At 69.3% G+C, this 23,550-nt stretch carries 20 protein-coding genes and 4 pseudogenes; 8 read left to right on the top strand and 16 right to left on the bottom strand.

Annotation, left to right across the window (positions count from 1 at the left end; all coding sequences use genetic code 11):
* The first annotated feature begins 35 nt into the window (after window positions 1-35).
* Window positions 36-893: a MurR/RpiR family transcriptional regulator gene (locus KY497_RS08495; RefSeq protein ID WP_055873608.1), complete on the top strand. Its 858-nt coding sequence runs from the start codon at window positions 36-38 to the stop codon at window positions 891-893.
* A gap of 114 nt (window positions 894-1,007) precedes the next feature.
* Here KY497_RS08495 and KY497_RS08490 read toward each other — a convergent pair whose 3' ends face one another.
* From KY497_RS08490 to KY497_RS08475, 4 genes are all read right to left on the bottom strand, one after another.
* A complete protein-coding gene (locus tag KY497_RS08490) occupies window positions 1,008-2,123 on the bottom strand; it encodes a sugar-binding protein (protein ID WP_219868854.1) in 1,116 nt (371 codons plus the stop codon).
* 59 nt (window positions 2,124-2,182) lie between these two features.
* Window positions 2,183-3,553: a multiple monosaccharide ABC transporter permease gene (gene mmsB, locus KY497_RS08485; protein WP_141387355.1), complete on the bottom strand. Its 1,371-nt coding sequence runs from the start codon at window positions 3,551-3,553 to the stop codon at window positions 2,183-2,185.
* Window positions 3,550-5,070: a multiple monosaccharide ABC transporter ATP-binding protein gene (gene mmsA, locus KY497_RS08480; protein WP_308813134.1), complete on the bottom strand. Its 1,521-nt coding sequence runs from the start codon at window positions 5,068-5,070 to the stop codon at window positions 3,550-3,552. Before mmsA ends, mmsB begins: the two co-directional genes overlap by 4 nt.
* A gap of 205 nt (window positions 5,071-5,275) precedes the next feature.
* Window positions 5,276-6,289 carry a LacI family DNA-binding transcriptional regulator gene (locus KY497_RS08475; protein ID WP_218682144.1) on the bottom strand — a complete coding sequence of 338 codons (1,014 nt, stop codon included), beginning with the start codon at window positions 6,287-6,289 and terminating at the stop codon, window positions 5,276-5,278.
* A 386-nt stretch (window positions 6,290-6,675) separates the two neighbouring features.
* Between KY497_RS08475 and KY497_RS08470 the strand changes: the two genes are divergently transcribed.
* The 5 genes from KY497_RS08470 (at window position 6,676) to KY497_RS08450 (ending at window position 9,219) form a co-directional block, all read left to right on the top strand.
* Window positions 6,676-7,788, top strand: coding sequence for an amidohydrolase family protein (locus KY497_RS08470; protein WP_219868853.1), 1,113 nt, complete (start codon window positions 6,676-6,678; stop codon window positions 7,786-7,788).
* Window positions 7,785-8,090, top strand: a complete 306-nt coding sequence (locus KY497_RS08465) for a serine hydrolase domain-containing protein (protein WP_219868852.1) — start codon at window positions 7,785-7,787, stop codon at window positions 8,088-8,090. Before KY497_RS08470 ends, KY497_RS08465 begins: the two co-directional genes overlap by 4 nt.
* Window positions 8,048-8,308, top strand: a complete 261-nt coding sequence (locus tag KY497_RS08460) for an oligopeptide/dipeptide ABC transporter ATP-binding protein (RefSeq protein WP_219868851.1) — start codon at window positions 8,048-8,050, stop codon at window positions 8,306-8,308. Before KY497_RS08465 ends, KY497_RS08460 begins: the two co-directional genes overlap by 43 nt.
* The gene (locus KY497_RS08455; protein WP_219868850.1) at window positions 8,305-8,694 is read left to right on the top strand and encodes an ATP-binding cassette domain-containing protein; all 390 of its coding nucleotides are present in this window, start codon (window positions 8,305-8,307) and stop codon (window positions 8,692-8,694) included. Before KY497_RS08460 ends, KY497_RS08455 begins: the two co-directional genes overlap by 4 nt.
* A 63-nt stretch (window positions 8,695-8,757) precedes the next feature.
* Window positions 8,758-9,219 carry an Lrp/AsnC family transcriptional regulator gene (locus KY497_RS08450; RefSeq protein ID WP_055866768.1) on the top strand — a complete coding sequence of 154 codons (462 nt, stop codon included), beginning with the start codon at window positions 8,758-8,760 and terminating at the stop codon, window positions 9,217-9,219.
* A 28-nt stretch (window positions 9,220-9,247) separates the two neighbouring features.
* On the opposite strand, the gene KY497_RS08445 is transcribed toward KY497_RS08450, so the two are convergent.
* Genes KY497_RS08445 through rsmA form a run of 3 tightly spaced genes read right to left on the bottom strand, consistent with a single transcriptional unit; the run spans window position 9,248 to window position 12,146 of the window.
* Complete coding sequence (locus KY497_RS08445) at window positions 9,248-10,180, bottom strand: 4-(cytidine 5'-diphospho)-2-C-methyl-D-erythritol kinase (RefSeq protein ID WP_219868849.1); 933 nt, start codon at window positions 10,178-10,180, stop codon at window positions 9,248-9,250.
* Between the two features lie 7 nt (window positions 10,181-10,187).
* Window positions 10,188-11,255 carry an L-glyceraldehyde 3-phosphate reductase gene (gene mgrA / locus KY497_RS08440; RefSeq protein WP_127482696.1) on the bottom strand — a complete coding sequence of 356 codons (1,068 nt, stop codon included), beginning with the start codon at window positions 11,253-11,255 and terminating at the stop codon, window positions 10,188-10,190.
* A 9-nt stretch (window positions 11,256-11,264) separates the two neighbouring features.
* Window positions 11,265-12,146: a 16S rRNA (adenine(1518)-N(6)/adenine(1519)-N(6))-dimethyltransferase RsmA gene (gene rsmA, locus KY497_RS08435; RefSeq protein ID WP_141387347.1), complete on the bottom strand. Its 882-nt coding sequence runs from the start codon at window positions 12,144-12,146 to the stop codon at window positions 11,265-11,267.
* 90 nt (window positions 12,147-12,236) lie between these two features.
* Between rsmA and KY497_RS08430 the strand changes: the two genes are divergently transcribed.
* Window positions 12,237-13,487: an MFS transporter gene (locus tag KY497_RS08430; protein ID WP_219870318.1), complete on the top strand. Its 1,251-nt coding sequence runs from the start codon at window positions 12,237-12,239 to the stop codon at window positions 13,485-13,487.
* On the opposite strand, the gene KY497_RS08425 is transcribed toward KY497_RS08430, so the two are convergent.
* From KY497_RS08425 to rsmI, 5 genes and pseudogenes are all read right to left on the bottom strand, one after another.
* Window positions 13,466-14,344 (bottom strand): TatD family hydrolase, encoded by an 879-nt coding sequence (locus tag KY497_RS08425; RefSeq protein WP_141387345.1) that lies wholly within the window; start codon window positions 14,342-14,344, stop codon window positions 13,466-13,468. The genes KY497_RS08430 and KY497_RS08425 overlap by 22 nt on opposite strands.
* A 29-nt stretch (window positions 14,345-14,373) precedes the next feature.
* Entirely contained in the window at window positions 14,374-15,966 is a 1,593-nt protein-coding gene (metG, locus tag KY497_RS08420) for a methionine--tRNA ligase (RefSeq protein ID WP_141387343.1), read from the bottom strand.
* A gap of 61 nt (window positions 15,967-16,027) precedes the next feature.
* Window positions 16,028-17,056, bottom strand: a pseudogene (locus tag KY497_RS08415) (molybdopterin-dependent oxidoreductase); the annotation flags it as partial.
* A gap of 61 nt (window positions 17,057-17,117) precedes the next feature.
* Window positions 17,118-17,906, bottom strand: a pseudogene (locus tag KY497_RS08410) (LacI family DNA-binding transcriptional regulator); the annotation flags it as partial.
* A gap of 65 nt (window positions 17,907-17,971) precedes the next feature.
* Window positions 17,972-18,805 (bottom strand): 16S rRNA (cytidine(1402)-2'-O)-methyltransferase, encoded by an 834-nt coding sequence (gene rsmI, locus KY497_RS08405; protein WP_055864887.1) that lies wholly within the window; start codon window positions 18,803-18,805, stop codon window positions 17,972-17,974.
* Between the two features lie 62 nt (window positions 18,806-18,867).
* Between rsmI and KY497_RS08400 the strand changes: the two genes are divergently transcribed.
* Window positions 18,868-20,421, top strand: a complete 1,554-nt coding sequence (locus KY497_RS08400; protein WP_219868848.1) for a dolichyl-phosphate-mannose--protein mannosyltransferase — start codon at window positions 18,868-18,870, stop codon at window positions 20,419-20,421.
* Between the two features lie 95 nt (window positions 20,422-20,516).
* Here KY497_RS08400 and KY497_RS08395 read toward each other — a convergent pair.
* The 4 genes and pseudogenes from KY497_RS08395 to KY497_RS08385 all read right to left on the bottom strand — a co-directional run.
* Window positions 20,517-20,873: pseudogene (locus tag KY497_RS08395) on the bottom strand (histidinol-phosphate transaminase); the annotation flags it as partial.
* 74 nt (window positions 20,874-20,947) lie between these two features.
* A pseudogene (locus KY497_RS08390) lies at window positions 20,948-21,666 on the bottom strand (formylglycine-generating enzyme family protein).
* 66 nt (window positions 21,667-21,732) lie between these two features.
* Entirely contained in the window at window positions 21,733-22,266 is a 534-nt protein-coding gene (locus tag KY497_RS16895; protein WP_308813113.1) for a hypothetical protein, read from the bottom strand.
* Window positions 22,263-23,537 carry a DUF255 domain-containing protein gene (locus KY497_RS08385; protein ID WP_308813112.1) on the bottom strand — a complete coding sequence of 425 codons (1,275 nt, stop codon included), beginning with the start codon at window positions 23,535-23,537 and terminating at the stop codon, window positions 22,263-22,265. Before KY497_RS08385 ends, KY497_RS16895 begins: the two co-directional genes overlap by 4 nt.
* Window positions 23,538-23,550 lie beyond the last annotated feature (13 nt).

The following is a 23,550-nucleotide window of genomic DNA, read 5'->3' as shown; positions in this document are numbered from 1 at the left end:
GCAAAAAGAATTTACACCGAGCAGACGGAGAACCGATGAGCATCCAGTCGACGATCGAAGCCGCCGCTTCCACGCTGACGCCGTCGCTGGCCCGTATCGCGCTGGTCGTCCGCGAGAACCCCTCCGTCGTGATCGACAACACGATCAACGAGCTGGCCGCGGAATGCGACACCTCGGTCGCTTCGGTCGTGCGCTTCTGCCGGGCGATCGGCTTCAGCGGCTACGCCCCGCTGCGCATGGCCCTGGCCGCCGAGCTCGGCAAGGAAGCCGCCCAGTTCTCCGCACGCGGCGCCTATGGGTCGGAGATCTCCGATGCCGACACCCTGCAGGAGGCGGTGTCGAAGGTGGCGGCGCTCGAACTGCTGGCGATCGAGGAGACCGTCGCCCGACTCGACTTCACCGTGCTCGAAGCGGCAGTGGACGCGATCGACGGGGCCGAGCGCATCATCCTCTACGGGCTCGGTGCCAGCCGGTTCGTCGCGGAGGATCTCGCCCACAAGCTCCTCCGCGTCGGACGGAACGCGCATATTCCCGCCGATCCGCACGAGGCCGTCGCCGTCTCCGTGCTGCCGACCGCATCGACCGTCGCGATCGGCTTCTCCCACTCCGGTTCGACGCTCGAAACCGTGCGGTTCTTGGAGACGGCGCGTACCAGCGGAGCCACCACGATCGCGGTCACGTCGGCGAAGGACTCCCCCCTCACCCGCGCGGCCGATCACCCGCTCTTCACTGAGGTGCGCGAGTCGACCTTCCGCGCAGGCGCCATGGTGAGCCGCATCGCGCAGCTCACGCTCGTCGACTGCCTGTTCCTCGGTGTCGCCAAACGCCGGTACGCCGAGACCGTCGATGCCCTGCAGCGCACGGGTCAGGCGACGCGCGCACTCCGCGGCTGACGAACACGGCGACGGACACGGCCCGCACACGAGAGAGCCACCCTGACACGAAGGTCAGGGTGGCTCTCGGTCACAGCGAGGTGCTGTGGGGTGTTCCTCGAAGGAGCATCCGGATTACTGGTACGACTTCACGATCTCGAGGAGGCTCGGGACGTTGGCGTATGCCTCGGCCGCGTTCTCCTTGGTGACGATGATCGGGTCGAGCAGGTAGGCCGGGACGACCTTCACGCCGTTGTCGTACTGCTCGGTGTCGTTGACGTCGACCTCCTCGCCCTTCTGGAGCTGGCCGACCATCTTGATCGACTGCTCGACGAGGAGCGTGGTGTCCTTGTTGATCGTGGAGTACTGGATGCCCTCCATGATCGACTTGACGGACTCGACCTCGGAGTCCTGACCCGTGACGACCGGGACCGGCTTGCCTGCTCCCTGCACCGAGGTGATGATGGCGCGGGCGAGCGTGTCGTTCGGCGAGAGGACGCCGTCGAGCGTCTCGGAACCGTAGGTCGACGTGAGGATCGAGTCCATGCGGCGCTGAGCGTTCTCGGCCTTCCAGCCCTCGGTCGCCGTCTGGGAGATCTCGGTCTGACCGGAGACGACCTTGAGCGTGCCGTCATCGATCTTCGGCTGGAGCACGTCCATCGCGCCGTTGAAGAACACGGGAGCGTTGGCGTCGTCCGGCGAACCCGAGAACAGCTCGATGTTGTACGGCGCCTCGTGACCCGCGCGCTCGGCGAGGCCGTCGAGGAGCGCCTGGCCCTGCAGCTGGCCGACCTTGAAGTTGTCGAAGGCGACGTAGTAGTCCACGGCCTCGGTGTTCTCGATCAGACGGTCGTACGCGATGACGGTGACGCCGGCGTCGCGGGCTGCCTCGACCTGCGTCGACAGCTGCTTGCCGTCCTTCGCACCGATGATGATGACCTTGGCGCCACCGGTGACCATCGCCTGGATCTGGTTTTGCTGCTCGGCGACCGTGTTGCTGGCCGGTGCGTACTGCACATCGGCCTTGAATCCGGCCTTCTTCAGGCCGTCGGTGAACAGCTGACCGGCGAGGACCCAGTTCTCCGAGGTCTTGTCCGGAAGGGCGACACCGATCGTGGCATCGGCGGCGAAGCCTTTGGCCTCGTCCCCCGACCCGGAGCCGGTGTCACCGCCGCGCTCCGAGGAGCAGCCGGTGAGGGCGAAAGCGCCCACGGCGACGATCGCTGTCGCCGTAAGAAGCATCTTCTTCATGTGATCTCTTTCTCTGGTGTGTGAAGGTCAAGGCGCGTGTGCGGTGCGCGACTCGACCCTTACTTTCCGCGCGTCTCGTCGACGGCGGGGGCTTCGTACTTCTGGCTGGTGGGGTAGTTCGCCTTCGGGTCGAAGGTCTCGAGGGCGGGGTCTTCCTTGCGACCGAACCGGCGCGTCAGGAACCCGATGATCGAGGGGCGGCCCTGCTGCTTGTTCCAGACGTCGACACCGACCGCGAACAGGAGCACCAGGCCCTTGATCATCGACACCACGTCGGCACCGGCGCCGAGCAGCGCGAGTCCGTTGTTGAGGAACGCCATCACGAGACCACCGATGATCGACCCGATCACGGTTCCGATGCCGCCCGAGACGGCGGCACCGCCGATGAAGACCGAGGCGATGGCGTCGAGCTCCCAGCCGTTGCCGTCCTGCGGACCGGAGGCCGTGGCACGGGCCACGTAGATCATCCCGGCGAGCGAGGCGAGCACCGACATGTTCATCATGACGAAGAAGTCGACCCAGCGGTCCTTCACGCCCGACAGACGCGCTGCCTGGCGGTTGCCGCCGACGGCGTAGATGTGGCGGCCGAAAACGGTGTTGTTCGTGATGAACGAGTAGAGGATGACGAGGGCGAGCAGGATGACGCCCGAGATCGGGAAGCTGGTGCCTTCACGCCCTGTCGCGAACAGCCACCCGGCGATGAGGATCACGGCCGAGATCAGCACGACCTTGGTGATGCTCACCCAGCGGGGCGCCATGTCCGAACCCATCTTGGCCTGCGCGCGGCGGGTGCGGATCTCCGAGATGACGATCCAGAGCACACCGATCAGGGCGAGGACCATGGTGAGCACGTTGAACGGCACGGGGATGAAAGACAGCTCGGGCAGGTAGCCGGCGCCGATGACCTTGAACCCCTGCGGGACGGGGATCGACTGCGAGTCGCCGACCCACTGGTTCGCGCCACGGAAGAACAGCATGCCCGCCAGCGTCACGATGAATGCGGGCACCCCGACATACGCGACCCAGAATCCTTGCCAGGCGCCCACCAGCACGCCCACGCCGAGGCCGAGGAGGATGGCCAGCGGCCACGGCAGGTTCCAGTCCGCCATCGCCTTGGCGACGATGATGCCGGTGAACGCCGCGACCGACCCGACCGACAGGTCGATGTGGCCCATGATGATGACCATCACCATGCCGATCGCGAGGATCAGGATGTAGGAGTACTGGTTGACGACGTTGATCAGGTTGCCCGACGAGAGCGTGAGTCCCTGACCCTTGAAGATCCAGGTCAGCACCTGGAAGACGACCAGGATCACGACGAGGCTGCCGAGGATGCCGAACTGACGGAGGGTCGACTGGCCGCCTCCGAACATCTTGGTGATGTCCTTGAAATGGAAGCCGCGCTTCGTTGCGGTGGTGTCGGTGGTCATGCGGATGCTTTCTGGGTCGCGGAGGTCATGCTGCGCATGAGGTCCTCAGGTGTCGCCTGATCGGCCGGGATGCAGTCGGTGACCCGACCTTCGAAGACGGTGTAGATGCGGTCGGAGATGCCGAGGAGTTCGGGAAGCTCGCTGGAGATGACGATGACGCCCTTGCCCTGGGCTGCGAGCTGGTTGATGATCGCGTAGATCTCGTACTTGGCACCGACGTCGATGCCGCGTGTGGGCTCGTCGAGGATCAGCAGGTCGGGGTCGGTGAACATCCACTTCGCCAGCACGACCTTCTGCTGGTTGCCGCCGGAGAGCTTGCCGACGCCCTCCTCCACCGAGGGCGTCTTGATGCGGAGCGCCTTGCGGTACTCCTCCGCGACGGCGAACTCGGCGCGGGCGTCGACGACACCGCGCTTGGCGATCTTGGAGAGCTTGGCGGCGACGACCGAACGCTTGATCGTGTCGAGCAGGTTGAGCCCGAGCACCTTTCGGTCCTCGCTCACGTACGCGAGCCCGTGCTTGATCGCCGACGCCACATCGTGCAGGGCGACCTCCTGGCCGTCCTTGATCAGGGTGCCGGAGAGGTAGGTGCCATAGGAGCGGCCGAAGATGCTCATCGCGAACTCGGTGCGCCCCGCCCCCATCAGACCGGCGATGCCGACCACCTCGCCGCGGCGCACGTTGATGTTCGAGCCCTTCACGACCATGCGCTCGGGAACGGTCGGATGCTGCACCCACCAGTCCTTGACCTCGAAGAACACCTCGCCGATCTCGGGGGTGCGATCCGGGTAGCGGCTCTCGAGCGAGCGGCCGACCATGCCGCGGATGATGCGGTCCTCGTTGATCTCCCCGCGCGAGATGTCGAGCGTCTCGACCGTGCGGCCGTCGCGGATGATCGTGATCTCGTCGGCGATCTGCTCGATCTCGTTGAGCTTGTGGCTGATCATGATCGACGCGATGCCCTTGGCCTTGAGGCCCAGGATCAGGTCGAGCAGGTGCTGCGAGTCGTTCTCGTTGAGTGCGGCGGTCGGCTCGTCGAGGATCAGGAGCTTGACGTCCTTGTTGAGCGCCTTCGCGATCTCGATCAGCTGCTGCTTGCCGACACCGAGGGTCTTGATCTGCACGTCGGGGTCTTCGCTCAGCCCGACGCGGGCGAGCAGTTCGATCGCCCGTTCCTTCTGGGCCTTCCAGTCGATGCGGGCACCGCGCTGGATCTCGTTGCCGAGGAAGATGTTCTCGGTGACCGAGAGCTCGGGGATCAGGGCGAGCTCCTGGTGGATGATCGCGATGCCGGCATGCTCGCTGGCGGCGATGTCCTTGAAGCGCTGCTCCTCGCCGTAGAGCAGGATCTCCCCGTCGTAGGTTCCGTAGGGGTACACCCCGGACAGGACCTTCATCAGGGTCGACTTCCCGGCGCCGTTTTCGCCGCAGATCGCGTGGATCTCGCCGGCGCGGACGGTGATCGAGACGTCGGCGAGTGCCTTGACCCCCGGGAACTCCTTGGTGATGCTGCGCATCTCCAGGATGGGGCCTGACACGGTAGGCAACGTTGCTGTGGTGCTCACGGATCTTTCCTCGCGACGTGCGGTCACCTTCGATGTGACCGTTCACATTGGATTACATAGTCCACTCACGACGAACCGCTGTCAAGTCCGCGCGCCGATTTCGTGTCGCTACCGTGATGCATGCGGCCCGATCGGCTGGGAGCGGTCCCGCGACGGGTCAGCGTGCTGCGGCGGATTCGCGCGCACGCAGGATCGTCTGCAGCGGGCCGAACTCCGGCACCTGCTCTCCCCTGATCTGCGCGAGGAGGATGCGCACGGCTCGGCGCCCGAGCTCGGGGAAGTCCTGGTGCACCGTGCTCAGCGTCGGAGCCACGTGCGCGGCGACCGGTATGTCGTCGAACCCGATCACGCTCACGTCGTGCGGCACCCGCACCCCGGAATCGCGGAAGCCGTGCATCAGCCCGATCGCCATCAGATCGTTCGCGGCGAACACCGCCGTGAAGTCCCGACGGCGCGAGAGCTCCTTGCCCGCGAAGTAGCCGAAGTCGGCTGTCCAGTCGCCGCGGATCGGCGGGAACGTCGGCAGGTCGGCCTCGCGCAGTCCGTCGAGATACCCGCGCATGCGCGACTCCGCCTCGATCCAGTCCTGCGGGCCGGCCAGATGCAGGATGTCGCTGTGACCGAGCGATATCAGGTGGGCCGTCGCGGCCTTGGCGCCCGCCACCTGGTCGGCGGACAGGCTCACCCCGTCCGAGCCCGATGCCGTCTGCAGGGTCACGAACGGCATGTCCACCGACATGCCGCGAAGGACATGGAACACCCGCACCTGCGGTGCGAGCACCACGATGCCGTCGACCTGCTCGCGCGACAGCTGGCGCACCGCGTTGCCGATCGCCTCGGGCGTCGTGTCGGCGAGGTTCAGGGTCGAGACCGAGTACCCCTCCTCGCGCGCCGCATCCTCGATGCCGGCGATGGACGAGGTCGGACCGAACTCCCCGATCGTGGCGGACAGGATGCCCAGCATGTTCGACTTGCTGGTGACCAGAGCGCGGGCGGCCAGGTTCGGCCGGTAGTCGAGCACCGAGATCGCATCGACGACCTTGGCCTTCGTCTCCGGACGGATGCTCGGATGATCGTTGAGCACTCGGGACACCGTCTGATGCGAGACACCGGCGAGCCTGGCGACGTCGCGGATGCTCGGCAACCGCGCACGCTCGGAGGCGGTGGACATCACTTGCCTCCTCGCGTGTGCACGGTCACATCGTCACTACATTATGTCTGGCGGCGCGCGCGTGTGCACCACTCGAACGCCGTTGCCGCGCGTGACGGGTTGTGCGCGAGCACCGGAAGCACCGCCCGGTTTCGTCGAGCGGCACCGGAACGGCTCCCTCCAGCATGGCATCGTGGCGGCGTGGACACACTGCTGCGCGGCGGGCGCGTCATCGACCCGAAGACGGAAACCGACCGGATCACCGATCTGCTGATCACCCAGGGGCGGGTGGCCGCGGTCGGCGACGGGCTCACGGCGCCGACCGATGCCGAGGTGGTGGACGTGACGGGCCTCATCGTCGGACCTGGCTTCGTCGACCTGCACAGCCACGTGCACTCGATCGCCGGGTGCCCGTCGCCGACTTCACCGCGTCAAGGGATCTGCTCGGCACACCCGACTGGCAGCAGTCCTCCTCCCCCGCCGAACGCCGCCGATGTCGGAGCCTGCTGGAGGATGAGCTGGGTGCCGGCGCACTGGGGATCGGCGTGCTTATGGGTTACGCGCCGCGGTCCGACCCCGACGAGTACCTCGCCCTCTCCCGGCTGGCCGCCGCTGCCCACGCCCCGACCTTCACGCACGTGCGCGAACTGATCGAGGCCGATCCGCGCACACAGATCGACGGCTCGGAGGAGCTCGTCCGCGTCGCCGCGGAGACCGGGGCGGCGATGCATCACTGCCACGTGAACAGCACCTCGCTGCGCCACATCGACCGGGTGCTGGGCCTGCTGGATCGCAGCCGCGCCGCAGGTTCCCGCGTGACGGTCGAGGCCTACCCCTACGGCGCCGGCAGCACGGCGATCGGCGCGTTCTTCCTCGCCCCGGAGAAACTCGCGGGGCTCGGCATCACTCCGAGTTCTCTGGTGCTCGTCGACACCGGCGAGCGCATCGCCGACGAAGCCCGGCTGCGCGAGGTGCGGGCGACCGACCCCGGCGCCACCTGCATCGTGACGTTCCTCGACGAGGCCGATCCCTTCGACCGCGCGCACCTGCATCGGGCGCTGGCCTATCCCGACTCGATCGTGGCGAGTGATGCGATGCCCATCTCCTGGGCGGCGAGCGGCGGGGGGACGGTGTACGAGCAGCACGAGTGGCCGCTTCCCGCGGGCGGGCACACGCATCCCCGCACCGCGGGCACGTTCGCGAAGTCACTGCGGCTCATGGTTCTCGACAGCGGCACGTGGAGCTGGGTCGAAGCTTTCCGGCGCTGTTCGTTCCTCCCCGCTCGTGTGCTCGACGAGGTCTCGTCCGGCATGCGGGGCAAGGGCCATCTGACGATCGGGGCGGATGCCGACGTCGTGGTGATCGACCCGACGACGCTGACGGACAGAGCCACCTATGCCGATCCGACCCGCCCGTCGCGGGGTGTGCGCGAGCTCTTCGTGCACGGCACTCGTGTCGTGCACGCGGGAGAGATCGTGACCGATGCCCTGCCGGGGCGCGCCGTACGAGGGGATGCATGATGGACGAGGAGCTGCAGGAGTTCCTGGACGCCACGGCCGCCGAGCTCGGCGTGCCCGGCGCAGTGGTCGGCGTGATCGACCGCGACCGGGAAGTCATCGCCGCCACCGGTGTCGCCGCTGTCGACACCGGTGCCGCCGTGACCGCGCGCACGCTCTTCCAGATCGGCTCGACGACGAAGACGTTCACCGGAACCGTCGCGATGCACCTGGTCGAGAGCGGCGTGCTCGGCATCCGTACACCCGCGCCCTGCTCGACGTCGTGCCCGAGCTCGACGCCGACCGCGACGAACCGCTCAAGATGATCCCCGGCCGTCCTCCGGCACCGGGGGCCTTCCCCGTCGGCTGCGCCTTCGCCGCACGCTGCCCGCTCGCGACCGACCTCTGCCGCGAGAGCGACCCTGAACTCGTGGCCGACACCGATGGGCACAGGGTCGCCTGCTGGCATCCGGTCAGCGGTGAGACAGCGGTACCGGTGGCGATCGCCACGGCGGCGGAAGAGGAAGAGACGGTCCTGCGATGAGCGAGCTGCGTTTCGATCGGGTCAGCGTGCGCTACGGCACGCATCGGGCAGGTCTCACCGCCGTCGACGACGTCTCCCTCGTCGTCCCCTCCGGATCCGTGGTGGGGCTCGTGGGCGAGTCGGGTTCGGGCAAGTCGACACTGGCCCGCGCCGCGATCGGGCTCGCACCGATCAGCGAGGGTGCAATCACGCTCGACGGCGTGGACGTGCGCAGCTTCCGCCGTCGCCGCCCCCTCCAGATGGTGTTCCAGGATCCGTTCTCCTCGCCTGCACTCGGCGACTGCGGGCTCGTGGCCTCCGCGGCGAGTGTGCTCGATGTCCGCTCGTGGCCGACATCCTGCGTTTCTGACACTGATTCCAACACACGGCAATCACGAAGACCATAGAGTGGATTCTGATTGATCGATTCGATCAATCATGACCCGATGACGAAGGCGACAGTGATCGAAATGGCCAACCTCGACGAGACCGACCGGAGGATCCTCACGGTGCTCGACACGGACCCGCGGCGGCCGGTCGCCCTGATCGCCCAGGATCTGGGTCTCGCCCGCGGCACGGTGCATGCCCGTCTCGACCGCCTCGAATCGGGCGGATACCTGCGCGCGCACAGCTCACGCATCCTCCCTCAGGCCCTGGGTCGCGGCGTCGCGGCGTCGATCCTGGTCGAGTTGGATCAGCATCAGATCACCGCCGCCATCGATGCCCTCAGCCGCGTGCCCGAGGTGCTGGAGTGCTTCGCTCCCGCCGGCGACACCGACCTGCTGCTGCGGGTCGTCGCCAAGGACCCGGACGACCTCTACCGCGTGGCAGAAGTCGTGCGCCTATGCCCCGGCATCCTCCGCACCTCGACGAGTCTCTTCCTCCGCGAGGTGATCCCCTACCGTGTGAGCGCCCTGCTCAACGCGGGGTGAGGCCGCATCCCGCCGAAACGGCGTCCGCTCAGCCGATGATGCGCGCGCCGGGCACCGGACCGTGCACGTGGAGCGGATCGAGGCCGGTCTCCCGCAGGGAGGACTGCACGTCCTGTGCCGTCTCGGGGTCGGGGCAGAGCAGCGCGACCGTGGGTCCTGATCCCGACACGATGCCCTGGAGCGCGCCGGCGGCGACGCCCTGCCGGATCGTCTCGGCGAGGTCGGGCCGTTCGTAGAGGGCCGCGGCCTGCAGGTCGTTGAACAGCGTCTCGGCGAGCTGGACCGGGTCGCCCGACCGGAGAGCCTGCAGCACCGGGATCGGCACGTCCAGCGACAGCGGCGGGTCGTCGGCGAGGGCCCCCTCCTCCTCGCGCAGCAGGTCGAGACGTTCGTAGACCACGGGCGTCGAGAGGCCCTGCTCGCTGGGCACCAGGATCCAGTCGAAGCGACCCCGTGCGAGCGCCGGATTGAGCTGATCGCCGCGGCCGGTGCCCACCGCCGTGCCGCCGTGCAGCGCGAACGGCACATCGGCGCCGAGGCAGGCGGCCAGATCGTGCAGACGGGTCTGCGACAGGCCCGTGCCCCACAGTGCGTCGCAGGCGACCAGCGCGGCCGCGGCATCGGCTGATCCGCCGCCCATGCCGCCGGCCACGGGCACGCTCTTGCGAATCTCGAGCGCGACGCCGCCCCGGTGATCCACCGCCACCGCGAGCAGCTTGGCCGCACGCATCGCCAGGTTGCGGTCGTCGAGGGGGACCGAGTCGATGTCTTCCACACCAGAGACCGTGACCGAGAAGTCGTCGGCAGGGCGTGCGATCACGTCTTCGTAGAGCGAGACCGCTTGGAAGACCGTCGCCAGCGCGTGGTAGCCGTCGTCATGCCGGCCGCCGACCCCGAGGAAGACGTTGATCTTGCCCGGGGCGCGCACGTGCACGGAATCGGCGAACGCGGCATGGCTCATGATCGGCTCACAGCTCCGAGGACTTCGCCCACAGGTTGACGTCGATGGCACCGGCGAGCTCGTCGATGCGCGCGAGCTCCTCGGTGGTGAAGGCAGGGCCGTTCACGGCCGCGATGTTCTCGTCGAGCTGCTCCGGACGCGAGGCTCCGATCAGCGCGGAGGCCACGACGGGCGTGCGCAGCGTCCACTGCAGCGCGAGCTGCGCAAGCGACTGGCCGCGACCCTGTGCGACCTCGTTGAGCGAGCGCAGCGTCTGGACGGCCTCCTCTGTGAGCCGGCCCTCGGGCAGCGAGCCGCGCTTCTGCGCGCGCTCGGCCGTGCCGTCTCCGAGGTACTTGTCGGTGAGCAGCCCCTGCGCCAGCGGCGTGAAGGCGATCGCCCCGAGACCCGACTGCTCGAGCGTGTCGGTCAGTCCGTCTTCGACCCAGCGGTTGAGGATCGAGTACGCCGGCTGGTGGATGACGAGCGGTGTGCCGAGGTCCTTCGCGACCGCGACGGCTTCTGCCGTGCGCTCGGCGCTGTACGACGAGATGCCGACGTAGAGCGCCTTGCCCTGGCGGACGAGGGTGTCGAGGGCGCCGACCGTCTCAGCGATCGGGGTGACCGGGTCGACCCGGTGCGAGTAGAAGATGTCGACGTAGTCGAGCCCCATGCGGGTCAGCGACTGCTCGGCGCTCGCGAGGATGTACTTGCGGCTCGCGAAGTCGCCGTACGGCCCCGGCCACATGTCCCATCCGGCCTTCGACGAGATGATCAGCTCGTCGCGGTACGGGCGGAAGTCCTCGGCGAAGATGCGGCCGAAGTTCTTCTCGGCGGAGCCGTAGGGCGGACCGTAGTTGTTCGCCAGATCGAAGTGGGTGATGCCGCGGTCGAACGCGTGGCGCAGCAGTGCGCGCTGATTGTCGAGCGGGATGTTGTCGCCGAAGTTCCACCACAGCCCGAGCGAGATCGGCGGCAGGTACAGGCCGGAGGTGCCCACCTGCCGGTAGGCGAACTGCTGATAGCGACTCTCGTCGGCCGCGTACGGACGGTGCAGCTCGGGGACATCGGGGCGGAAGCGGGGGGACTCGTTCACGGTGCCAGGTTACTGGGTGGGAGCGACGTCGTCAGTGAGAACCTCGGACGCGGCCGCGTGCTGTGCGATGCGCTGGTAGTCCTCGACGGTGAGGTCCTCGCCTCGAGCCGTCGGCGCGACGCCGGCGGCGAGCAGCACCTCGGAGGCCGCCGCGGAGCTGCCGAAGATGCCGGACAGCGCCTGACGGAGCATCTTGCGACGCTGGTTGAAGGCGGCGTCGACGATCCGGAACGTGCGACGACGTTCCTCTTCGGTGCCCCGCTCCCCCGCGGAACGGTCGAAGCCGACGAGCAGGCTGTCGACGTTCGGCACCGGCCAGAACACCTGACGGGAGACGTTCCCGGAGAGCTTCCAGTCGCCGTACCAGGCGGCCTTGACGCTGGGCGAGCCGTAGATCTTCGAACCGGGCTTCGCGGCCAGCCGCTCGGCGACCTCGGCCTGGACCATCACGACACCACGCTGCAGATAGGCGAAGTTCTCGAGGAAGTGCAGCAGCACCGGCACCGAGACGTTGTAGGGCAGGTTGGCCACCAGCACCGTCGGCTCGCCAGGCAGCTCGGTGATGCGCAGCGCATCGGCATCGACGACCGTGAGACGGTCGGCTTCGACGCCGTGCTCGGCGGCGGTCTGCGCGAGGCGGGCCGCGAGGCGGTGATCGATCTCGACGGCCGTGACCGATGCGCCGGTCTCCAGGATCGCGAGGGTCAGCGACCCGAGCCCCGGACCGACCTCGACCACGCGCTCGTCCGGTTGCACGCGGGCCGCCTGCACGATCTTGCGGACGGTGTTCGCGTCGGTGACGAAGTTCTGGCCGAGCTTCTTCGTCGGGGTGACGTCGAGCTCGGCGGCGAGGCGGCGGATCTCGGTGGCGCCGAGCAGGGTGACGGTCATCCTCCCATTCTCCCCCATGGCACCGATGTCTCCCGCCGTCAGTGGTCTTCTCTGGTGCCCTCCCTCGGTGAACTCGTCGCGCCCCGCCGCATGGGCCGGGACTTCCGGTGGCTGCTCGCCTCCTCGTGGACGAGCAACATCGGCGACGGCGTCGCCCTCGCGGCCGCTCCCCTGCTCATCGCGTCGATGACATCCTCGCCGATCCTGGTGGCGGCCGGTGCGATCCTGCAGTTCCTCCCCTGGTTGCTGTTCGGGCTGCATGCGGGCGCGATCGCCGACCGCTTCGACCGTCGGCGCCTCGTCATGTTCGCGAACGCCGCCAGGGCCGTGGTGCTCGCGGCGCTGTGCATCTTCCTCATCACGGGCGTCGCGAACATCTGGATCGTGCTCGCCGTCGCGTTCCTCTACGGCACCGCCGAGGTCTTCGTCGACACGGCGGGCAGCACTCTGCTGCCGATGCTCGTGAAGCCCGCCGACCTCGGGATCGGCAACGCGCGTCTGCAGGCCGGATACCTCGTGGCGAACCAGTTCGCCGGCCCGCCGCTGGGCGCGTTCCTGTTCGCCGCGGGCACGGCCTGGCCGTTCCTGCTCGAGGTGGTGTGCGTGAGCTTCGCGGTCGTGCTCATCTCGCGCATGGCCAAGACGCCCGTCCCGCCCCGCGAGACCGACACGCATCCTCCCGTGCACACCGACATCGCCGAAGGTCTGCGCTGGCTGTGGCGCAACCCTCCGGTGCGCATGCTCGTGCTCATCATCCTGGTCTTCAACATCACCTGGGCAGCCCCCTGGGGCGTGCTCGTGCTGTACGCCACCGAGCACCTGCACATGGGCGCTGTCGGCTACGGAGCGCTCACGACCGCGTCAGCGGCCGGCGGCATCCTCGCGACGCTCAGCTTCGGCTGGCTGGAGAGGCATGTGTCCTTCGCGACGCTGATGCGGGTGGTGCTGTCGCTCGAAGTGCTCATGCACCTGTCGTTCGCGCTGACCACGACCGGCTGGGTCGCGCTGGTCATCATGTTCTTCTTCGGCGCCTATGCGTTCGTGTGGGGCACGATCTCCACGACCGTGCGGCAGCGCCTGGTGCCCGCCGAGCTGCAGGGGCGGGTGGCCTCGGTGAACATGGTCGGAGTCTTCGGCGGCATGGTCGTCGGACAGGCGCTCGGCGGCGTGATCGCCCAGGTATGGGGGCTCACCGCGCCGTGGTGGTTCGCGTTCGTCGGCGCGGCCCTCACGCTGTTGCTGGTGTGGAAGCCCATCTCACAGATCGTGTCGGCGAAGCCCATCGCCGACACCGGGCCCGAAGACGCGGAACCCGCGAGTCAGTCGGCGAACGAGCCGTAGACCCGCAGGGTGTTCTGGGCGAGCTGGGCGCACAGCTCATCCACGTCGATGCCGAGCTCCGCAGCCATGAAGCGCACCGTGATCGGCACGAGGTACGGCGCGTTCGGGCGGCCTCGCAGCGGCACCGGAGTGAGGAACGGGGCGTCCGTCTCGACCAGGATGCGATCGAGCGGGGTGACCTGCAGCGCGTCGCGCAGGTTCTGGGCGTTCTTGAACGTGAGGTTCCCCGCGAACGACAGGTGGTAACCGGCGTCGGCGCAGATGCGGGCCATCGCGTCATCGCCCGAGAAGCAGTGGAACACCGTGCGCTCCGGCGCACCGACGCGGGCGAGCGTCTCCAGCACCGCCTCGTGCGCGTCGCGATCGTGGATCTGCATCGCGATGCCGTGCTTCTTCGCGAGGGCGATGTGCGCCTCGAACGACTCGAACTGCGGCGCCTGCCGCTCGGGCTCCGTGCGGAAGAAGTCCAGGCCCGTCTCGCCGATCGCCCTGGTGCGCGGGTGGGCGGCGAGTTCGTCGATCACCGCGATCGCCTCGTCGAGTCGACCTTCCTCGGCATAGGTCGGCGCGTCGTTGGGATGGATCGCGACGGCGGCGAGCACGCGCGGGTCGGATGCCGCGGCCTCGACAGCCCACCGCGACGACTCGATGTCGCCCGATGCCTGGACGACCCCGGCGATGCCCACGGCCGCCGCGCGGTCGAGCTGCTCGGTCAGCGACAGCGGCTCGTCGCCGTCGACGATCTCGAGGTGCGCATGGTTGTCGTACACCGGAACCGTCAGCGGCTCGGGGGCGGACGGATACTTCAGATCCTTGCGTCCGTCCCCCGAGCGCTCACGCACGTAGGTCTCGGCCATGTCGTCGGGCTCCGTCGTCGGGCCGCGGCTCAGGCCGTGGTCTCCACCCGCGGGAACAGCGGGGCGAGGCCGTTCACGCTGGTACCGGGACGAAGCACGCCCCAGGTGCCGGCCTCGCGGATCGGCTGGTCCTGCAGACGGCCCAGGGTCTCAGCGGCCCCGAGGGCGATCCAGAGCTTCTCGGTCGACTGCGGCATCACCGGCGAGAGCAGCACCGCGAGCGCGCGCAGGCCCTCGGCGCAGGTGTACAGCACGGTGCCGAGGCGCGCGCGCTGGTCCTCGTCTCCGCTGTTCGCCTGCTTGGCCAACGCCCACGGCTCGTTCACGGTGATGTAGCCGTTCAGCGCGTCGACGATCGTCCAGATCGACGAGATCGCCTCGTCGATGCGGAACTGCGCGACCGCGGCATCCGCGTTCGTCGCCGCATCCGCCACGATCTTCTGGATCGCGAGATCCTTCTCGGTGTACTCGGCCGCGGGGGGGACGACGCCCTCGAAGTACTTCTCGATCATCGCGGTCGTGCGCGAGGCGAGGTTGCCGAAGCCGTTCGCGAGCTCGGCCTGATAGCGGGCCGACAGGTCTTCCCACGAGAACGAGCCGTCCTGGCCGAAGGCGATCGCGGAGAGGAAGTAGAAGCGGTAGGCGTCGGAACCGAAGACATCGGTGATCTCGGTCGGCGCGATGCCGGTGAGCTTCGACTTGGACATCTTCTCGCCGCCGACGAGCAGCCAGCCGTGCGCGAAGACGCCCTTGGGCACCTCGAGGCCGGCCGCCATCAGCAGCGCCGGCCAGATCACGGCGTGGAAGCGCAGGATGTCCTTGCCGACCACGTGGTACGCGGGCCAGCGACGCTCGAACGTCTCCTCGTCGGAGCCGTAGCCCACCGCCGTGGCGTAGTTGAGCAGGGCGTCGACCCACACGTAGATGACGTGCGACTCGTCCCACGGCAGCGGGATGCCCCAGTCGAACGTCGACCGCGAGATCGACAGGTCCTTGAGGCCCTGGCTCACGAAGGAGACGACCTCGTTGCGTGCCGAGTCGGGGCGCACGAAGTCGGGCTGGGTCTTGTAGAGCTCGAGCAGACGGTCCTGGAACTCGCTGAGCTTGAAGAAGTAGTTCTTCTCCTGCAGCAGCTCCAGCGGCTTCGAGTGGAGCGCACAGACCTTCAGCCCCTCGAAGGGACCGGTGCCGTCGACGATCTCCGACTCGGGCTTGAACTCCTCGCAGCCCACGCAGTAGAGCGCCTCGTACTCGCCCGCGTAGATGTAGCCGCGGTCGTACAGGCGCTGGAAGAACGTCTGCACGTTCGTCTCGTGGCGCTCCTGCGTGGTGCGGATGAAGTCGTCGTTGGCGACGTCGAGCGTCGTCAGCAGCGGGAACCAGCTCTCGCTGACGAGCTTGTCGACCCACTCCTGCGGGGTGACGTTGTTCGCCGCCGCGGCCCGCAGCATCTTCTGCCCGTGCTCGTCGGTGCCCGTGAGCATCCAGGTGTCATCCCCCGCCTGGCGGTGCCACCGTGCGAGCGTGTCGACGGCCACCGTCGTGTACCCGTGGCCGATGTGAGGCACGTCGGACGGGTAGTAGATGGGCGTGGTGATGTAGAAGGATTCGCCTGCGGGCATGGAGCAATTCTAGGCGGGATACCGCGGGGGGTTACGCCGTGCGCCGGAGGTCTCCCCCGGCTCACGCCACCGACACGTCGATCCGATGCCACCCCTGCGCGCCGTCGGGCGCGGGGGCCGCCGGATCCGCTGTCTGCATCTCGCCATCGACGCTGAGCGCCCGGCATTCGACGGTGTGCGCGCCGCTCTCCGCCACCCAGTCGATGCTCCACTGCACCCACGTGTCGGCCGAGATGGCGGTCGCGAGTTCCGCGGCACGCCAGGGACCGTCGTCGATGCGCACCTCGACGCCGGTGATGCCGACGTGCTGCTGCCAGGCCATTCCGGCGATCACCGCGTCACCCGCCGGGATCGACTGCCCGCGGCGTGGCACGTCGATGCGCGACTGCAGCTTGACCGGTCCGCGATCGGACCATCCGCGCGTCGTCCAATAGGCCTTCGCACGGTCGAACCGCGTCACCTCCAGCTGCGTGACCCACTTCGTGGCCGACACGTAGCCGTAGAGCCCCGGCACCACCATCCGCACCGGGAAGCCGTGCTCGATCGGCAGCGGCTCGCCGTTCATGCCGACCGCGAGCAGGGCGTCGCGGTCATCGGTCAGAGCCTCGATCGGGGTCGATGCCGTGAAGCCCTCGGCGGAGGTCGAGAGCACCATGTCGGCCTCGGCGTCGACGCCCGCACGTGCGAGCAGCTCCCGCACCGGCACACCCAGCCAGCGGGCGTTGCCGATCAGCGAGCCGCCCACTTCGTTCGACACGCACGCGAGCGTCACGTCGGACTCCTGCATCGGCATGGCGAGCAGCTGGTCCCAGGTGATCTCCACCTCGCGGTCGACCATCCCGTGGATGCGCAGCGACCAGTCGGCAGGATCGACCTGCGGCACGATCAGGGCGGTGTCGATGCGGTAGAACTCCGCGTTCGGGGTCACGACGGAGGCGAGGCCGGGTATCCCCAGCTCCGCGCCGGCGGCGACCGGGGCGGCCGGTCGTGCCGCGACAGGCAGTCGCAGTGCCGCGCGGACCGCCTCGATCGAACGGGTCGCGCCGCGGGCGACGTTCCCGACGATGAGGGCGACGGCGCTGGCGGCGGCGACCCGTCACCAGCACGTCGTCCGGCACCCGGACGCCCGCGCCGCGGAACACGTCGAGCGCGCCGAGGGCCATCTGATCGTTCGCGCAGATGAGCGCGGCCGGCGTGCCGGCCGCGAGAAGCTCCTCGGCGGCCTGGCGCCCGGACGCCCGGGTGAAGTCGCCGCGCCGCACCGTCACGTCGTCGAGTGATCCGCCGGCCTCCGCCACGGCAGCGGCGAAGCCCTCCCAGCGCTGCAGTCCATCCGGGGAGTCCGCCGGCCCCGCGAGGAAGGCGAGCCGCCCGTCCCCCACCTGCGCCAGCACGTGCCTGGTCAGCTCGGCCACCGCCTCGGCGTTGCTCACCGTCACATGGTCGTAGTGATCGCCGCGCGGGGGGCCGGAGAGCACCACCACGGGGATGCGTCGCGCCAGACGGGCCAGCACGTCGTCGGGCACGCTGCTGGCGAGGACCATGAGCCCGTCAACCCGGCCTGCCATGTCCCGCACGGTGGAGCGATCGGGGTCGTCACGTCCGACCCCGACCATCAGCACGAAGCCCTGCTTCCACGCCTCCAGCTCCGCACCGCGCAGCACCTCGTCGAGGAACAGCATCGAGGTGTGCCGGCCGTCGTCCTCCGCCTCCTCGCGGACGATCGCGAACGGCGGCGCCTCGCTGTCGGCGGCGGAGAGGGCATCGCGAGGCGGGGCGTCCTCCGCGGCGTCGAACCCGGGGAAGTACAGTCCCAGCACCCCTGTCCGCCGCTCAGCGAGGCCCCTGGCACTGCCGCTGGGGACGTACCCCAGCGCGGCGACGGCGTCGAGCACGCGTTCGCGAGTGACCGGACGCACGGCGTCCGGCGAGCGCAGCACCCGCGAGACCGTGGCGATCGAGACGCCGGCCCGATCGGCCACGTCGTACACGGTCGCCGCCTTGCTCACGCCGACGCCCCTCCGGATCGGGCGGCGAGGGCGGCCTGGTAGAGGTCTCGGGAGGAGAGACCGGTGAGGGCCGCGACCTCGGACGCGGCATCCTTCAGCCGGATGCCGTCGGCGACGAGCTTCTGCACCTGGACGAGGGCGTCTTCCGGGGAGGCATCACGACGCGACGCCCCTTCGACCACGACGACGATCTCGCCCTTCACCCCGTTCTCGGCCCAGGCGACGAGTTCGGAGGAGGTGCCGCGGCGCACCTCCTCGTAGAGCTTCGTGAGCTCGCGGCACACCGCGATCCGCCGCTCGTCGCCGAAGGCGGCGCCCATGTCGGCAAGAGCGCTGGCGAGGCGGGCGGGCGACTCGAAGAAGACCATGGTGCGGGGTTCGGCGGCCAGCGCGCGCAGTGTGGAGCGACGCTCCCCCGGCTTGCGCGGCAGGAACCCCTCGAACGTGAAGCGGTCGGTGGGCAGGCCCGAGATCGCGAGCGCCATCAGCACCGCGCTCGGCCCGGGGATCGCGGTCACCGTCACGCCCTGGGCGACGGCCTCGGCGACCAGTCCGTACCCGGGGTCGCTGACGGTCGGCATCCCGGCATCGCTCATCACCACGATGTCGGTCTCCGCCGCGAGGGCTGCCAGCTCGGCCGCCTTCTGCTTCTCGTTGTGGTCATGCAGGGCGATCAGGCGCGGCCTGTTGTCGATCTGCAGGGCCTTGAGCAGGCGCTGGGTGGTGCGGGTGTCCTCCGCGACGACGACCTCGGCGTTCTCCAGCACCTCCACGAGGCGGCGAGAGGCGTCGCCGAGATTTCCGATCGGAGTGGCGGCGAGGATGATCACCCGCCCAGCTTAGGCGGGCGGGATGCAGCCGGCGGAGAAGGCCGGTTGTCTAGGCTGGAGCGGTGACCGCGCCCGTGCCCCTGCTTCCCGCTCCCGAGGAACGGTCGACGCGCTACGGGCAGCTCCGCGATCGTCTGCTGCGGGATCCGGACTGGGGACGCGCGATCCGCTGGCTCGCCCCTCTCGTGATCACCGCGATCGCCGCCCTCCTCCGTCTGATCAACGTCGCGCATCCGCATCAGCTGGCGTTCGACGAGACCTACTACGTCAAGGACGCGTGGTCGCTGTGGACCCTCGGCTACGAGGGCACCTGGGGTGAGAACGCCAACGACGCGTTCATCACCCTGCAGCAGCTGCCGCTGTCCGAACAGGGCGCGTTCATCGTGCATCCACCTCTCGGCAAGTGGCTCATCGCGCTGGGCATGGCGATCGGCGGTCCCGACAACAGCGCGGGCTGGCGACTCGCGACGGCACTGCTCGGCACCGCCTCCGTTCTGCTGGTCTACCTGATCGCGCGACGACTCAGCGGCTCCGTGGTGGTCGCGAGCGTGGCCGGAACACTGCTCGCGATCGACGGCCTCAGCATCGTCATGAGCCGCATCGCCCTGCTCGACGGCATCCTGACCTTCTTCGTCCTGCTCGGCGTGCTGTTCGTGATCATCGACCGGCAGCGGACCATCCCGGTGCTCGAGAGGCGCGACCCCGACAAGCCCGACCCGTTCTGGGGGCCGGTGCTCTGGCGCCGCCCCTGGCTGATCGCGGCGGGGACGGCCCTGGGCGCAGCGTCGGCCGTGAAGTGGTCGGGGCTGTACGTGCTGGCCGGATTCGGCCTGTACGTCGTGGTCACCGATGCGCTGGCCCGGCGGCGGGCCGGGGTGGTGCTGTGGCCCACGGCGGCCGCCTTCCGCCAGGGGCCCGTCTCGTTCGTGCTGCTCGTCTTCCCCGCCCTGGCCGTGTACCTGATCAGCTGGACCGGATGGCTGGTGACAGCAGGGGGCTATGACCGCCAGAGCGACCCGAACCCGCTGATCGCCCTGTGGAAGTACCACGAGTCGATGCTCGGGTTCCACGTCGGTCTGACTCGCGGGCACCCCTATGCGAGCCCCGCCTGGGAGTGGCCTCTGCTGCTGCGTCCCACGGCCGTATGGGTCGACTCCGATCCCACCGGCTGCGGCACGGACCACTGCATCGGCGTGATCTCCGCGATCCCGAACCCGCTCATCTGGTACGCGGGCGTGGCCGCGGCGATCTACCTGCTCTACCGCCTGGTACGCGGCTGGATCACCCGGCGGCCCGTCGGCCCGGAGCTGAGCATCCCCCTCGTCGGCCTCGCGGTCACCTATGTGCCGTGGCTGATGTTCCCCGATCGCACGATCTTCCAGTTCTACACGGTCGTTATGATGCCGTTCCTCGTGATCGCTCTGGCCATGACGCTGCGGATCATCGCCGGCACGCGCGAGGATCCGCTGCACCGTCGGCAGTCCGGCGAGCGCACGGTGATGATCTTCCTCGCGTTCGTGGTGCTGGTGTCGGCGTTCTTCCTGCCGCTGTGGACAGGGATGAGCGTGCCGTACGAGTTCTGGCTCCTGCACAACTGGCTGCCCGGCTGGGTGTGACCCGCTAGCCGGAGAGCACCTCGTCGGTGGCGACGTGTCGCATCGAGGTCATGCCCGTGGTCCGCGTCGAGCGGCACCGGCACGGGCGTGGCCCCGGCGATGCGCACCGGCGAGGGATATGCCTCGAACGACCGCCACGCGAAGACGACCTCGTCGCCCTCACCTGCCACCGCGTGGATGAGCTGGGAGGCGATCTCGACCGACCCGGCCCCGACCGTGACCTCGGACGCATCGACACCGTAGCGTTCGGCGAGCCGTTCGCGAAGCGCGGCGGCGCTCATGTCGGGATAGCGGTTGATGCCGTCGAGGCGATCGCGCACGGCCTGGACGACCGAGGCCAGCGGCGGATGCGGGGACTCGTTCGAGGAGAGCTTCGAGGCACCGGTCGGAGCGGAGCGCCCCTGACGGTATGCGGGAACGGCGTCGAGTCCGGCGCGGGTGGGGAGGGGCATCGGAAGCTGCGCATCCCGCGCAATCGACCGGCGTTCCTCGGGGAACTGCTAGGCAGATTGCACAGTCGCGACGATCACGCGGCGGAGGCCGCGAGCCGGAACCCGATGCCCACCGCGACGAAGTCGGCCTCATAGGCCCCGTGTCGCCGCGCGCAGCGGGCCAGGTCGACGTCGTGGCGGAACGCGCCGCCGCGCGTGATGTGCGGGTCGGCCGCCCAGTCCTCGACGGCCGGGACGCTGTCGGGCGCACCCGGGTACGGCGCGTACCGGGTGGAGGTCCACTCGTCGACGTTGCCGGCCATGTCGAGCACTCCGAACGCACTGGCACCGTCGGGGAACGACCCGACGGGCGTCGTGGTGCCGAGCCCGAGGTCGAACAGGTTCGCCCTCCCCCGCACGTATTCGTCTCCCCAGGGGAACTCGCGGGTGTCATCACCGCGCGCCGCCCGCTCCCACTCGTCTTCGGTCGGCAGTCGCACCTCTTCGCCGAGTTGCGAGCCGATCCAGGCGGCGAAGGCGGATGCTTCGGCCCAGGTGACTCCGACGACCGGATGCTGGCACGGGCGCCGGTCTCCTCCGCGTACGCGGCCCACTGCGCGACGGTGACCGGGGTGCGGGCGAGCCGGAACGCCGGGACGACGATCCGCGTGCGCGGCGTCTCCTTCTCGTACCAGGCACGCGGAACCCCCGTGTCGGCATAGCGGACGGTGAGGGCGTCTACCTCGTCGGGCGGTGTCCCCCGCTGCAGCGTGCCCGCCGGGATGCCGACCCACTCGATCTGCTGCGCGGCCATGCAGCTTCCCCTCTCGAACCCTGTCGGTCCCCAGCGTAGGAGCCGCAGCGCCCTCGAGGGCCGCCGTCAGCGCGTGAGCGAGACCTCGGCCGGGTCACTCACCGGCAGCCGGCACACGAACGCGCGGCAGTCGTAGGCGCGTTCCGCCGACGCGTCCTTCCCCTCGAACAGCTCGAACCCGGCATCGGCGAACGCCCGCGCCTGCTCCGTGGTCACCACGGTGACGACCTCGGCGTCCGCGCCCCTGGCGACCACGGCGAGGGCACTGTCGCGCGCTCCGGTGACCACGACGAGCTGGCGGGGAGGAACGGCGAGCCCCGCCGCCACCCGCAGCAGGGTGCCGTGGGCGAACGGCTGCTCCAGCGAACGCGCGGCGAGCGCGCTCACGGTCGTCACCACCGCTTCGCGATACCGCTCCCCCGCTCCCAGCCACCATGCGGTCAGGGCAGCGCCGGCCACCGCAGCGGCATCGGAGGGCAGGTCGCCGTCGGTCTGGTCGGGCGAGGCCGCGATGCCCTGGGCGGACAGCAGCGGGTCGTCACCGACCGTGCCGTCGAGTGCCCCGTCGAGAATGCTGCGCGCCGCGATCGCCCAGGTCATCTCGCCGCTCGCCAGCGCGAGCGCGAGAACAGGCCGTCGGCGAGAAGGCCGAGGTCCGCGGCGGTCGCTGACGCGGCGGATGCCCGTCCGTCGAGCGACGCCCGCACGAGGGCGCCGTCGGCATCCCGGTTGGTCCGCAGCACCTCGTCCGCGGCAGAGGCCGCAGCATCGATCCAGCTCTGCTCGCCGAGCGCCGCGCCGGCCCTGGCGAGGGCGCCGATCGCGAGTCCGTTCCAGCCGGTGATCACCTTGCCGTCGACCGCCGGGGGCTCGAGCCCCGCCCGTTCGGCGAGCGGGCGGAGGTAGTACCCACCCTCGTTGCGCACGCCGTCGATCGTCGACTCCGAGTCCTGCGCCGCGCCGAATCCGCCGCCGTCGCGACGGAGCGCATCGATCAGGAAGGACGCGATGCCGCGCACGGTGCGCTCGTCTCCCGCGTCGCGCGCGACATCGAGCAGCTGCGCGTTGTCGGTCAGCATCCGCTCGTAGTGCGGCACCGTCCAGTCGCGCTGGGTCGCATACCGGAAGAACCCGCCATCCGCATCGCGAAGGTCGGAGTCCGCCATCGCGGCGAGCGCGCGTGCGGTGGCCGCCGACGCCTCGGGAGCGCCCTCCCGCACGAGCGGGTGCTGCAGGAAGCGCAGCGTCGTGGCGACAGGGAACTTCGGGGCTCCCCCGAAGCCGCCGAACTGCGGATCCTCGCGCTGCGCGATCGCCTGCGCCGCGGTCCCGATCGCGACGACGTCCGGCAGGGCCGAAGGCGTGGACTCCGCCGCGCGGGCGAGCGCGTCGGTCACGGCATCCGCCGATTCCTCCGCCTGCGCACGACGCAGCGTCCACGCCTCCCGCACCGCCGCGAGCACGTCGCGGAACGCGGGCATCGAGGGGCGCACCTGCGGCGGCCAGTAGGTGCCGGCGTAGAAGGTGCGCCCGCGCGGGGTGGCGAAGACCGTGAGTGGCCAGCCGAGACTCTGCGTGAAGGCCGAGGCTGCGGCCATGTAGGCGCCGTCGACCTGCGGATGCTCCTCGCGGTCGACCTTCACGGCCACGAACCCGTCGTTGATGAGCGCGGCGGTGGCGGGGTCGGCGAACGACTCCCGCGCCATCACGTGGCACCAGTGGCAGGTCGAGTAGCCGATCGAGATGAGCAGCGGCACGTCGCGCCGCTGCGCCTCGGCGAACGCCTCCTCACCCCACGGATACCAGTCGACGGGGTTGTCGGCGTGCGCTCGGAGGTACGGGCTGAGGGTGTCGGCGAGCCGGTTGGTCATGCCTTCACGCTAC

It is taken from the genome of Microbacterium sp. PAMC22086, from assembly GCF_019443525.1.
Classification (GTDB): domain Bacteria; phylum Actinomycetota; class Actinomycetes; order Actinomycetales; family Microbacteriaceae; genus Microbacterium; species Microbacterium maritypicum.
The sequence above is the reverse complement of the archived record's forward strand: the minus strand, read 5'-3'. Positions and strand labels throughout refer to the sequence as shown.

Bases quoted from the DNA above. Each gene is read 5' to 3' on its own strand.
- KY497_RS08385 (WP_308813112.1), bottom strand. From the start codon at position 23,537: ATGACCAACCGGCTCGCCGACACCCTCAGCCCGTACCTCCGAGCGCAC.
- mmsA (WP_308813134.1), bottom strand. From the start codon at position 5,070: ATGCGCAGCATCACCAAGGAGTTCCCGGGGGTCAAGGCACTCGCCGAC.
- rsmA (WP_141387347.1), bottom strand. From the start codon at position 12,146: ATGACCGTCACCCTGCTCGGCGCCACCGAGATCCGCCGCCTCGCCGCC.
- KY497_RS16895 (WP_308813113.1), bottom strand. From the start codon at position 22,266: ATGACCTGGGCGATCGCGGCGCGCAGCATTCTCGACGGGGCACTCGAC.
- metG (WP_141387343.1), bottom strand. From the start codon at position 15,966: ATGCCCGCAGGCGAATCCTTCTACATCACCACGCCCATCTACTACCCG.
- KY497_RS08495 (WP_055873608.1), top strand. From the start codon at position 36: ATGAGCATCCAGTCGACGATCGAAGCCGCCGCTTCCACGCTGACGCCG.
- KY497_RS08490 (WP_219868854.1), bottom strand. From the start codon at position 2,123: ATGAAGAAGATGCTTCTTACGGCGACAGCGATCGTCGCCGTGGGCGCT.
- KY497_RS08430 (WP_219870318.1), top strand. From the start codon at position 12,237: ATGGGCCGGGACTTCCGGTGGCTGCTCGCCTCCTCGTGGACGAGCAAC.
- KY497_RS08475 (WP_218682144.1), bottom strand. From the start codon at position 6,289: ATGTCCACCGCCTCCGAGCGTGCGCGGTTGCCGAGCATCCGCGACGTC.
- KY497_RS08425 (WP_141387345.1), bottom strand. From the start codon at position 14,344: ATGGCCGAGACCTACGTGCGTGAGCGCTCGGGGGACGGACGCAAGGAT.
- KY497_RS08450 (WP_055866768.1), top strand. From the start codon at position 8,758: ATGGCCAACCTCGACGAGACCGACCGGAGGATCCTCACGGTGCTCGAC.
- KY497_RS08445 (WP_219868849.1), bottom strand. From the start codon at position 10,180: ATGAGCCATGCCGCGTTCGCCGATTCCGTGCACGTGCGCGCCCCGGGC.
- KY497_RS08455 (WP_219868850.1), top strand. From the start codon at position 8,305: ATGAGCGAGCTGCGTTTCGATCGGGTCAGCGTGCGCTACGGCACGCAT.
- KY497_RS08465 (WP_219868852.1), top strand. From the start codon at position 7,785: ATGATGGACGAGGAGCTGCAGGAGTTCCTGGACGCCACGGCCGCCGAG.
- mmsB (WP_141387355.1), bottom strand. From the start codon at position 3,553: ATGACCACCGACACCACCGCAACGAAGCGCGGCTTCCATTTCAAGGAC.